Consider the following 12,058-nt stretch of genomic DNA (forward strand, 5'->3'; position numbering starts at 1 on the left):
CTACAGTTTGTGGCTGTAGTCGCTGCCAGTGAGTGCGTATTATACGCTTTTCTTTTCCCCTGTCAATACCACTACGAAAAGTTTTTTGATTTATTTTCAAATTAGTTTTTTATAGTTAAAGATAAGAATGCTTACACTCATCAATATACTGGTCGCTAGGGTAATTAAGACAATTTTGGCTAGCTCTGGCGCTAGTGCGTTTGAGGGGATATTTTCATCACTATAATGGCGAACCATTTTAAGATGCTTCGCAATCGGAGAGATTAGAACAAGTAGGCTTAATAGATAAAAATTTTGTCGCAAGGTCACAAAGGTAATGAGTAAAAAGTAAGCACCCAACAACATAAACCGATACAGGTGGCTCATGCTTTCTTTGCCTAAGGTGGTGGCAAGGGTATTTTTACCAGCGCGTGTATCTGTGTCAAAATCCCGCATATTGTTAATCATCAATACGCAAGTGCATAGCAGTCCGATCACCACCGCAGCAATAATATCCATCACGCGGATAAATTGTGTTTGTAGGTACACGCCCCCTAGTACATTAACTAAGCCGAAGAATAAAAATACTGCTATTTCGCCTTTCGCATTGTACCCATAGGGGTTTTTACCCATGGTATAGGTCACTGCGGCGATAATCGCGATGATGCCCAATGCTAAGAAGGTGAAAAAATCGGTCAGACTGTTAAAGCTCAGCCAAAGTAAGCCAATACCGCAGCCGAAAATAAACAGTGCCCAACTTATGATTAATTTCTTGAGGGTCTTGGGGTTGATTGTCCCTTGGGCAGTCTGTCTGTCGAGTCGATGGGCATCCGTACCCCGTATGCCATCGCCGTAGTCGTTGGCTAAATTGGATAAAATCTGTAAGCCTAAGGCAACCCAAAGGCTTAGCAAAAAGATTTGCCAATTTTTGCTGTTAAAGCTGCCAATACGGGAGTATGCCAACGCATTGGCTACTATGATGCCAGCCACCGCTAGTGGATAAGTGCGTGGGCGAGTCGCTTGCCAAAATGCTTGTAAAAAATTGACCATCACTCACTCGAAACCTTGTATCACAAATACCAACATCTAAATTGATTTAGCCATTTAGATGCCCGTTTACCAATGATGCGGGGTTTATGTTGATTTTTTTAGACCTGCTTGTGCCAACAACGCACCTAAGCTACCGATTTTTTGCGGTTTGTCGGCTGCTTGGTTTTGCGGTTTAGCGGCTTTGTCACTACGTTGGGGTTTGCCCGAATGTTTGGCTGATTTGCTGCCGCGCTCGCTATGGTCTGCGTGTTTTTTCGCGGTACCAGCCACTGGTTGGTTGGTATTTTTTGCTTTATCAGCGGGGGCTTTTTCAGCAGGTTTGGCTGCCATTGGGGTGTCTGACTTCATGCTAAAGCCCACGCGTTTGCGTTCGGCATCCACTGAAATCACGCGAACGGTGACGATATCACCTGGTTTGACATGATTTAACGGATCGGCGATAAACTCGTTACCCATCTCTGAGATATGTACCAAGCCATCTTGATGTACGCCAACATCAACAAAACAACCAAAACTTGTCACATTGGTGACCACGCCTTCAAGCGTCATGCCTTCGGTTAAATCGTTGAGGCTATTGACATCGTCACGGAACTGCGCTGTTTTAAAGCTCGGTCTTGGATCGTGGGCAGGTTTGGCTAATTCTTGTTTGATGGCAGCGGCTTTCAGCGTTGCTTGCTCGTCATCATTAACCTCATCGTTTGCGGCAGCGATAAGTGAAGCGGTCAGATTGTTAAGCGCTGACTCGTCACCTAGCACATCGTTGAGGTTGTTGTCGGTTGAGGCCAGCCATTGTTTGACCATCTCGTAGTTTTCTGGGTGTAAGCCTGTTGCATCTAACGGCTCATCACCGCCACGAATGCGTAAAAAACCTGCCGCTTGTTCAAAAGTTTTGGCACCCAATCTTGGCACATTTTTGAGCTGTTCACGGTTGGCAAAGGCGCCATGTTCGTTGCGGTAGTTGACAATTTGCTGTGCTACATTGACATTGAGACCTGCAATATAAGATAAAATCGCAGGACTTGCAGTATTGACATCTACGCCCACCGCATTCACGCAGTCTTGCGTGACTTTGGTTAAACTATCAGCCAGCTGCGTTTGGTTGACGTCATGCTGATATTGACCCACGCCAATGGCTTTGGGATCGACTTTAACCAGCTCAGACAAGGGATCTTGCAAACGACGGGCAATCGATACTGCCCCACGAATGGATACATCAAGCTCTTGTAATTCTTGCGATGCCAGTTCGCTCGCTGAGTACACAGACGCACCAGACTCATTGACTACCACAGGCACGGCTTTGATATCGCCGTTTCCTTGAGCGCTGTGTTCTGCCAAAATTTCTTTGATTAAAGCATCTGTCTCACGGCTAGCCGTACCATTACCAATGGCGATTAAATGCACATGGTGATTTTTGAGTAAATCTGCAATGGTTTGTTTGGCTTCATCGACCTTATTGTCTGGAGCAAATGGATACACCGTTGCAATCGCAAAACTATCATCGCTATTTTTGGCAACATGACCTAGGCTATCAACCACAGCCATTTTGACGCCATGACGGATACCCGGATCGACGCCTAAAATCGTTTTTTGACCCGCTGGCGCTGCCATTAATAGATGCTGTAAATTGTTTGCAAACACGTCAATTGCTGCAGATTCAGCCGTTAAGCGTTTTTCTGTGAGCAAACGATGCTCAATATGCGGACGCCATTTGTCCAACCACAGTTTTTTGCCCAGTGACAATAAAAACTGTTGACGGTCACTAGGCTCGGCAGCCGTTAAGTTAAATGCCTGATTAATCTGCTCAATAAATGGTGCATCCTCGCCTTCAATGGCAATCGTCAGTACGTTGTCTTGGCGACCGCGTAGCATCGCTAATAATCGATGATTGGGTAGACGCGCCAAGCTTTCAGCGTGGTCAAAATAGTCTTTGTATTTTTCGCCGACTTCCCGTTTTTCCTCGCCCACTAGACGGCTATGAATTTGGGCGATTTTACCAAAGCCGACGCGCAGTTTATCGAGTAGGTCAAGCTGCTGTGTCCACTCATCGATAATAATGGCACCGATGCCTGATAGCTGTTTTTCTTTATCTTCAAAAATTGACGCTTCGGCTTCGCCATTGTCATCTTGTACAGGCGCTGGTGCTTGGTAATCTGATAATGCTGATGCTGGGCTTACCGAGTCATTTAAAACTGCCAAGGCAATTGGCTCAAGTCCTGCTTCACGCGCTTGGGTTGCCAATGAGCGGCGGCGCGGACGATACGGCAAATAAATGTCTTCTAATTCAAGTTTGGATGCCGCTTGATTGATGCGTTCACTTAATTCATCGGTCAACTTATTTTGTGAGATCAACAGCTCAATGATTTTTTGGCGGCGAATGGCCATATCTCGTTCATAGCTGAGCGATTTTTCCAGACTACGCAACTGTATGTCATCGAGCCCGCCGGTTTGGTCTTTACGATAGCGTGCAATAAACGGAATCGTCGCGCCATCATCGTAGAGTTTGACGAATGCCATCATTTGGTTGAGTTTGATACCAAGATTGGCAGCTAATTTTTGATAAATGGCTTGCTGGACTTGCTCAGAGAGTACATCTACCGCTGGATTAGCCGCAATGGCAGTAACGTTTGTAGTCATATTTTTGCCTAACACTTATAAGGATGAACTCAAAACTTCAGAGTTCACGCATTATAACAAAACAATACAAAAAGATAATAGGTAAACGCTATTTTAACAAAAATCTTTAGTGAATTTTTACCTTGCCAATTATACCCCTGTTGCTAAACTAAGATTTTGCTAACTGATGACTATATCATAGGTGGCTACCCTACAAGCTAACGTCGCATTTTTAGCAAAATCACTACAGCAATCGACACATTTTTTTGCTTTAATAACCGCATAACCACGCAAATTTAGCTAAATAATAAGATTGATAATGCTTGCAAGTTGTAACCAATCGTTTCAAAATACCTTTATCAGTCCTTAATAAAAATTTTTATACCCATATATTTTATAACATTGCTTGTCCTAACCATCAGGGTTAACACGCTAATGGAACATATTTAGCCTTTATAAAAAATAATTGGGTGTTTATGAAAACTATGTAGCGAAAACAACATTCGAGTGAAAATAACATTAATGATAGGAATATTGGTGATAGGAATATCGACGATAAAAATGAGGAAAATAATCAATGAGTGATGACATTAACCCCACTGTAGAATCTACCCCCAATCCATCAGCCGCCGGCGATATGAATCAGCGCATTTTGGTCGTTGATGATGATGCGCGCCTTCGCACTTTGCTGCAACGTTTCTTAGAAGACGATGGTTATATCGTACGTACTGCGCATGATGGTAGCCAAATGGACAAATTGATGCAGCGCGAGTTATTTTCGCTGATTGTGCTTGATTTGATGCTACCTAACGAAGACGGTATCAGTATTTGCCATCGCTTACGCGCAGAAAACTCCGATATCCCGATTATTATGTTGACCGCTAAAGGTTCCGATGCCGATCGTATCGCAGGACTTGAAGCAGGCGCGGATGATTATCTGCCAAAACCCTTTAACCCCAAAGAATTATTGGCACGTATTAAAGCCGTGTTGCGTCGGCAAACGCGTGAATTGCCAGGTGCACCCAGTCAGCAAATGGAAGTGGTCGAATTTGGCTCATGGACATTAGATTTATCAACACGTACCCTAAAACGTGATGGCAATATCGTGACCTTAACCACAGGTGAATTTAGTGTATTAAAGGCTTTGGTACAACATCCCCGTGAGCCCTTAACCCGTGATAAACTGATGAATCTGGCACGCGGCCGTGAATGGGGCGCAATGGAGCGCTCAATTGATGTGCAAGTATCGCGTTTACGCCGTCTCATCGAAGATAACCCTTCGCAAGCGCGCTATATCCAAACCGTTTGGGGCGTGGGGTACGTGTTTGTACCCGATGGGGCAGAAAGCTAAACAAGCACTATTTAAAAGAGCGGATTAAAAAAGCCAAGTTAACAGAGTTAAGAAATTGTTATGATAAAACCGTTGATTGTAAATACAGCCTGTCACCTGGTGATGGGCTTTTTAGGTTCTGGAAAAACCAGTTTTATCAATGCCTGTATCACACATTTTCAGCACCAAGAAAAGTGGGCGATTTTGGTCAATGAAGCGGGTCAAATCGGTATTGATGAAAAGCTATTGACGGGTAATGCTGACCATGATTTAGCGATTCGCCAAGTATCTGGTGGCTGTATCTGCTGTACTTCGCAACTGCCGCTACAGATTGCGCTCGCTCGCTTGACGTCTGAGTATAGACCTGACCGATTATGGATTGAGCCAACAGGGCTTGCACACCCGCGAGAGCTGATTGAACAGCTATCTGCACCGCATTGGCAAACTGCGCTGTCGCTAAAATCCGCCATCAGTATCGTCAATGCGCGTCATTGGCAAGATAGCCGTTATCGTGACAATGAAGGCTACCAAGCGCATGTGCGGTTTTGTGATGTAGTGGTGATTAATCGTTTTCATGAGTTGGATGACACCCAAAAAACCCAACTGACCGCATGGATGAACGGCTTAAACCCTAAAGCAAAATTGATTTGGCAAGCAGAACAAACGCTGAGCGAAGACAATCTGCGGCAATTGCAACAAGCGCTCAAGCAATCAAGCCAAGTGCTTGCCGAGCGTAGCCATTACCAAAAAATTAGCTTAACAAGCTTTGCTCAGTCCCCTACTCCACCCACTATCCAAGCCGACCCGACCCAATCACCAACAGCTGCCAATGATGACTTGCCATTTCGCTATCATGATGTGCAAAACGGCTATCAAATCATCGGCTGGCGGGTGTCAGCCGACTGGACCATTGATATGACTGTGCTGATGGAATGGTTGTTAGCACTGCCCAACTGGCAACGTATCAAATCGGTGGTTCATATCAAACATACGCATGATGAGCAATGGCAAACCATGAATTTTACCCCTGATTCGCTCGATTTGGTGGCCTGTGAGCCACAAACCGATAACCGTATTGAAGTGATTTTTTTGGATAACACTATCGAATTGGATTTCGATAGGCTCGATACTGAGCTGATGATGATGTTTGGGCATATCCGTTAAGCTTATGGTTAATAGATAGCCCATTTTATTGTCTATTTTTTTGATTTTGCGGCTGTTTTTTTCATTAATTATGTGGCGTTAACATCATGTGTGATACGGATGATAGTGTCATTTTCAAGGTTTTTTTCTTGCATATCAAACCCTGTATGCGTGATGGTGAGCAAGCTACTCACGCGCGTCCCATAGCTACTTCCTAGCAGCTTATCGAGGCGATTGGCAGGAATAAAAATGGAAGACAATGCCAATTCTGTCTCCATACCTAAACCTGTATCAGGTAGCTGGGTGATAGGCGCTCGTTCACTGTCTTGCAGTATCTCAAATGCCACGTTTTTCCAATTGGCTGTTTGCCAATCCTCATGCCCAGCAAGCAGCGGCAATAACTCTTGTCGTACTCGCCTGCGCAGTTTTTCCGTCTTAAACCATGCCTTATTTGGTTGACCATTGGATAACACGTATAAGCCTTTTGCCAATACCTCGATGCCATGCCCTTTATTATTGAGCAGCACCGCTTGCTGCCGATCGCCGATGACTAGATTAAACCCATCATAGCAGGGCAAATCAATTTGTCTTGCGAAAGCTAGCGGCGACCACTCACTACTTAAATAATCAAGGATTAGCTGACCGCGGGAGGTGGCAAAGACAGGCTTATCTTTGATAATCTCTCGGTAGTTTAAAATCACCCCCCAGCGCCCATGCACAGGATCGATACCCAACCAAGTGCCCCCTGCTTGCGCATCTTGCCCCGCGATGATTTTTTTTCCATTCGGCAATTGCCATTCATGTAGTGCGCGCGTAGGACGCTGCAAAAATTCATCGCGATTGGATAATAGCACCAGGGGTTTATCCTCAAACAGCTGCCAAGCCAACGCCACAATGCACATACTTTATTCCTTCTAACTTGTTACCATGCCATCGCCCATTGGACCTTGCATCAGCTCGATTACTCATGCCCTAGCTTAGCAGCCAAAACTTTTTTGGCAATCACCAAATCGTCATATTGTTCATTTATGATAAAAAATCTAAAAAACTGCCGTTTTAAACGATTGTTGCCCTTGTGAATAAGCTTATGACGCCAATTAGCATCGTGATTATTACCCTAAACGAAGCCGAACGTATCGGTAATATTTTGCGTGACTTAGCCCAGCAAAGCTACCAAAATTTTGAAGTCATTGTGGTGGATTCCAACAGCGAAGATGACACCTGTCAAATTGCAGCCAGTTTTCGCCATCAGTTGCCCGCGATAAGCGTACATAAAATGCCAAAACGTGGCGTCAGCTTGGGTCGTAATACAGGGGCAAGCCTAGCCAAAAATGAACGAATACTGTTCCTAGATGCCGATGTGCGGTTGGATGCAGACTTTTTGCAACAAGCCAGTCAATTATTGGATAAAAAATCCTTGAAAGTAGCCGGCGTGTATATGAATGCTGACCACCTAAAACCTTGGTTTACAGTGGGTTATCTGCTGTTTAACATAGGTATTTTTGCTAGCCAATTTTTATCGCCAACGGCGGTGGGTGCGTGTATTTTTTCCAGTAAATCCGTGCATGAGCAATTGGGTGGGTTTGATGAGTCTATAACTTTGTGTGAAGATTGTGACTATGTCAATCGCGCCAAAAAAATCACCCGCTATCAGATGCTACCGCTCACCTTTCGCTTTGACCCACGCCGCTTGCAGCAAGATGGCTATTTTAATACAGGCTGGAAATATCTTCACGCCAATTTATATCGTTTCTTTGTTGGTGAAATCCGTGATAACAAAATCCGCTACCAGTTTGGGCATTATGGTACGCAAAAAAAATAGCGTCGGTGGTGACGCTATTTTTTGCAGGGTTTTTAGGAGCTTGCCCTATGCTTTATCGCCCTTTAAACTCAGCAGGACGCTTTTGCATAAAGGCGGTAATCCCTTCTTTAAAGTCTTCACTGGTCGCCATTTGCATTTGGTAAATTACCTCTTGGTCTAGCGCGATATCCAATCCTGCAAATGCCACTTGATTAATCGATTGCTTCATTGCCGCCAGTGCCAAGGTTGGCAAGCTTGTGAGGCGATCAGTCAGTTTTTTCACTGCCGCATCCAGCGCATCTTGACTCACCAGCGCATTCACCAGTCCCAAATCTTCTGCCTTTTGCGCGGTGATTTGCTCACCTAACATCACAAGCTCAGTGGTTTTGGCAGCACCAATCAACTGAGATAACAGATAAATACCACCCCCATCAGGCACTAGCCCGATATTGACAAAGGCTTGTAAAAATTTAGCATTGTCACTGGCGACGCGAAAATCACACGCTAACGCGATATTCATGCCTGCGCCCGCACACGCGCCATTGATACGCGCGATAATCGGCTTGCTGATTTTGCGGATACGGCGCGTAATATCCGCAATCCCAATGGTCAGACTATGCGACATTTTCAGTAGGTTTTCGCGGTTATCTGCGCCTGATAGCATCTCGCGAATATCACCACCGCTAGAAAATCCCTTGCCCGCGCCTGTGATGACAATCACTTTGGCGGCTGTGTCGTATTGTGCGTAATCAAGGGCTTGATAAAGCTCCGATTTCATCACGCTATTGAGCGCATTGAGTGATGCTGGATCATTGAGGGTAATCGTCGCAACACTATCTGCAACATCATACGTGACTTTTTGAAAGGTGGGTTGTTGTGTTTGGGTTGCCGTCATGGGTCATCCTTATACCAAAGAAATAAAAACAATGAACCACTTCATCTTACCGAAATTATTTTTTTTTGGGAAATAAAACGCGACTTGTAAGGTCAACAATCCAAACCCAACCACAAAATCTTTACAATTTTCAAAATTTCTGTATTGACAGAAATATATAAAAAGCTCAAAATAATTAAAAATTGATTGACTTACATATAAGGCTAAAAAGTGCAACTCACATCGACCATGGAAAAATTTGTCTTACACTGGGGCGAAATGGGCAATAAATGGGGCGTAAACCGTACCGTTGCCCAGATTCATGCCTTGTTATTTTTGGCAGGCAAGCCGATGAATGCCGAAGAAATCCAAGAAACCTTAGGCGTGGCGCGTTCAAATGTGAGCAATAGTATCAAGGAATTGCAGAGCTTAAATCTGGTACAAACCGTACATACGCTCGGTGATAGACGCGATTATTTCACCACGGGCACGGATGTGTGGGAATTGGCTAAGGTGATTGTCGAAGAACGCTATCGCCGAGAGCTTGCGCCGACGGTTGGATTCTTGGCGGATTTAATCAATGAGCCAGAATTTGCCATAGAAAGCAAAGATGTACAACAACGGATTAAAGACACTCACCAATTTGTCGATACGCTGACGAGTTGGGCGAACGAGATGCTAAAACTTTCGTCCACTACACTCAATCGTATCTTAAAACTTGGCGCGACGATTCAGAAGTTTTTGAAATGATGGGAAATGCTGGATTGGGACAATGACTGCAACATATCCGACTGGCAAAGTTTTAACCTATTATGCTCTATTTGGCGGTGGGATTGGCGGTCTGATACATTTGATTGGTGTAATGCTTTTCCCAATAAACGAGACAATTAGCCGCCATAGCTGGCAACACGGTGGACTCAATAACTTTTTTCTGGCTATGTTAGCCGCCATAGCGTTTGGCACTTTATTCGGATTTATTCCTTCAATACTAACGAGCATTATCATAGTTTTGAGAAAAATAGTACTTTCTAGCGTTTGGCAATATTTTAGATTATTTGTTATTGGCTGTTTTGTGACATTTTTTATCTTTGTAATAGCCTTTCATGATATTAATAGATTATTTACTTCTAATACTCTAGTAACATGGTCAGGCATCTTGGTGTTTAACGGCAGACTTGCAATAGTTGGCGGTTTAAGTAGTGTAATCGTTGGCAAATTGGTTTTACCAAAAAGCTAAAAATTTTACCCATAAATTTCAGTTTTGACAGAAAAAAGGAAATAAATCATGAAAATACTTATCACAGGCGGTTCAGGATTTTTAGGCACAGCGTTGACGCAATCGTTAAAAATCCATGGCGTAAAAGGTGACACTGCTTCAGTCACTTGGGTATCTCGTTCTGTAGAAAAAGAGAAAACCAAAAATATCGCAGATGACGTTATTAGCTATGACGATCTTGCCAGCACCAATGAGACGTATGACGTCATCATCAATCTGGCGGGTGCGGGTATTGCCGACAGCCGTTGGACGGATGCCCGTAAGCAAGAATTGTTTGATAGTCGACTAAAACCTACACAAGCGGTAATTGACTATATTGAGCGAATGGGCAACAAGCCAAAACTATTGATTAGCGGCTCAGCCATCGGTTGGTACGGTATCCAACATGAAAACGACCCAACCGCGCTTGATGAAACCAGCCCCGTGACAAAAACCGACTTCGCTCACGAAATTTGTCAGGCATGGGAGCAGCTGGCTTTGACTGCCCAAGGTGTTGTAACAGACGCTGTGCCAGTTGCGATTGTACGTACAGGGGTGGTGATTGCGCCCGAGGGAGGTATGGTTGGGCGACTGATTACCCCGTTTAAAATGGGCACAGGTGGTAAGCTTGGCAATGGTCAGCAAATCATGAGCTGGATTAGCCGTACTGATTGGGTGCGTGCGGTGATTTTTATCATTGAACAAAACCTGACTCACACGCTGCCCACTCAGCAAATTTACAATTTGACCAATCCAACGCCTATTAGCAATGCTGCATTTACCGATGCGATGGGCACTTGGTTGCACCGCCCTACTGTGATGACCCTGCCCGCCTTTGTGGTCAAGACCATGTTTGGTGAAATGTCGACATTACTGTTGGATGGGCAACGCGTTGTGCCTACAGCGTTACTGAATAAAGGTTTTGAATTTAACGACTTGACCGTATTAGATGCCCTAAAAAGCTAATCTTCGGAGACTGTTAATATGATTACCATGTACTATGATAATACCTGCCCTGTCTGCCGTACCGAAGCCTTGCATATGGCAGAAAAAAAACCTGACGCCATTCGCATCGTTTCGATTAATGACGCACGGGAAGAACTTGCCAAATTTGGTATTAGCGAAGATGAGGCGATGACTTATCTGTGTGTGCGAGATAAACAAGGGAACTTGCAAAAAGGCATGGATGCTGTACGACTGCTGTACAAAACCGCACAACTGCCATTTGCAACCGTGTTTGAATGGCCTGTGGTGAAACAAGCCAGTGATATGATTTACCCTGTTTTTGCGCGACATCGCAACCGTGTACCCAACTGGATGACACAACTTGCCTATGGTAAAGTCGCAGAAGACTGCAAAGACGGTATGTGTAGAACACGAGGCAAATAAATGCCATTTGGTTTGAATGGCGGTATGTACGCTCAATGATTCATCTATTCTCAACGATTTACCTATCATGGATAGCTTGATAATTTTTACTGGTCATTGGGCGTTACAGTTATAATTAAGTGCAATCATTATTAGATACAATTATTATTAGTCAGGATTATGAGTATCAAGTTATGTCTACTATTAACTTTGGGTGCTTTGATAACGTTGCCACTAATTTTCAACTAACATTCTACAATTTTTTTACAGTTTGAGAAAAAATAGCTAGATTTTTTAACAATTTTCATTTAATAATAGCAACTAATCAGGAAGATGAGATTGTTTGTATCATTTAAGACAATCTATTACGTTTAGCATAGCGGACTTGCTTCACCATATTTTTGTCTACTGTTATTGTCACCCAATCGCTATCTTCCTTGTCAGTTTCGACACTGATTGTTGAATCAATCATCAATGAGTTGTCTTTTTCATTCATTTACAAGGAGCGTTATCATGGATGAGGCACAAATTCAGCGTATCATTAATCATTCTGAATTCCAAAGCATGGCAAAGAGAAAAACAAGCCTAGGACTTATACCAAACCCAATAATTAAAGCACTGCCCAATGACGAGCAGTGAGCGACT

At 43.9% G+C, this 12,058-nt stretch carries 12 protein-coding genes; 8 read left to right on the forward strand and 4 right to left on the reverse strand.

Annotated features, from left to right (window positions below; genetic code table 11):
• Positions 1-96 precede the first annotated feature (96 nt).
• A complete protein-coding gene (menA, locus tag RT084_RS12190; protein ID WP_312385475.1) occupies positions 97-1,029 on the reverse strand; it encodes a 1,4-dihydroxy-2-naphthoate octaprenyltransferase in 933 nt (310 codons plus the stop codon).
• 84 nt (positions 1,030-1,113) lie between these two features.
• Positions 1,114-3,663: a Tex family protein gene (locus RT084_RS12195; RefSeq protein ID WP_313100297.1), complete on the reverse strand. Its 2,550-nt coding sequence runs from the start codon at positions 3,661-3,663 to the stop codon at positions 1,114-1,116.
• Between the two features lie 556 nt (positions 3,664-4,219).
• Here RT084_RS12195 and ompR point away from each other — a divergent pair.
• Both ompR and RT084_RS12205 read left to right on the forward strand, forming a co-directional pair.
• Complete coding sequence (ompR, locus tag RT084_RS12200) at positions 4,220-4,993, forward strand: osmolarity response regulator transcription factor OmpR (protein ID WP_239741383.1); 774 nt, start codon at positions 4,220-4,222, stop codon at positions 4,991-4,993.
• Positions 4,994-5,053: 60 nt separating this feature from the next.
• Entirely contained in the window at positions 5,054-6,136 is a 1,083-nt protein-coding gene (locus tag RT084_RS12205; protein ID WP_312385480.1) for a CobW family GTP-binding protein, read from the forward strand.
• Between the two features lie 68 nt (positions 6,137-6,204).
• On the opposite strand, the gene RT084_RS12210 is transcribed toward RT084_RS12205, so the two are convergent.
• Positions 6,205-7,017, reverse strand: a complete 813-nt coding sequence (locus RT084_RS12210; protein WP_313100300.1) for an NRDE family protein — start codon at positions 7,015-7,017, stop codon at positions 6,205-6,207.
• Positions 7,018-7,202: 185 nt separating this feature from the next.
• On the opposite strand from RT084_RS12210, the gene RT084_RS12215 reads away from it, so the two are divergent.
• Entirely contained in the window at positions 7,203-7,937 is a 735-nt protein-coding gene (locus RT084_RS12215; protein WP_312385484.1) for a glycosyltransferase, read from the forward strand.
• A gap of 52 nt (positions 7,938-7,989) precedes the next feature.
• On the opposite strand, the gene RT084_RS12220 is transcribed toward RT084_RS12215, so the two are convergent.
• A complete protein-coding gene (locus RT084_RS12220; RefSeq protein ID WP_007117335.1) occupies positions 7,990-8,811 on the reverse strand; it encodes an enoyl-CoA hydratase/isomerase family protein in 822 nt (273 codons plus the stop codon).
• 210 nt (positions 8,812-9,021) lie between these two features.
• Between RT084_RS12220 and RT084_RS12225 the strand changes: the two genes are divergently transcribed.
• The 5 genes from RT084_RS12225 to RT084_RS12245 all read left to right on the forward strand — a co-directional run bounded on the left by RT084_RS12225 (position 9,022) and on the right by RT084_RS12245 (position 12,052).
• Positions 9,022-9,540 carry a GbsR/MarR family transcriptional regulator gene (locus RT084_RS12225; protein WP_312385486.1) on the forward strand — a complete coding sequence of 173 codons (519 nt, stop codon included), beginning with the start codon at positions 9,022-9,024 and terminating at the stop codon, positions 9,538-9,540.
• Positions 9,541-9,562: 22 nt separating this feature from the next.
• Positions 9,563-10,027 (forward strand): hypothetical protein, encoded by a 465-nt coding sequence (locus tag RT084_RS12230; RefSeq protein WP_201665014.1) that lies wholly within the window; start codon positions 9,563-9,565, stop codon positions 10,025-10,027.
• Positions 10,028-10,075: 48 nt separating this feature from the next.
• On the forward strand, positions 10,076-11,011 hold the full coding sequence (locus tag RT084_RS12235; RefSeq protein WP_312385491.1) for a TIGR01777 family oxidoreductase: 936 nt from the start codon (positions 10,076-10,078) through the stop codon (positions 11,009-11,011).
• An 18-nt stretch (positions 11,012-11,029) separates the two neighbouring features.
• Complete coding sequence (locus RT084_RS12240) at positions 11,030-11,434, forward strand: thiol-disulfide oxidoreductase DCC family protein (protein ID WP_007117339.1); 405 nt, start codon at positions 11,030-11,032, stop codon at positions 11,432-11,434.
• A 492-nt stretch (positions 11,435-11,926) separates the two neighbouring features.
• Positions 11,927-12,052, forward strand: coding sequence for a hypothetical protein (locus RT084_RS12245; RefSeq protein WP_313100304.1), 126 nt, complete (start codon positions 11,927-11,929; stop codon positions 12,050-12,052).
• Positions 12,053-12,058 lie beyond the last annotated feature (6 nt).

Source organism: Moraxella sp. CTOTU48717, assembly GCF_032057165.1.
Lineage (GTDB): Bacteria > Pseudomonadota > Gammaproteobacteria > Pseudomonadales > Moraxellaceae > Faucicola > Faucicola tetraodonis.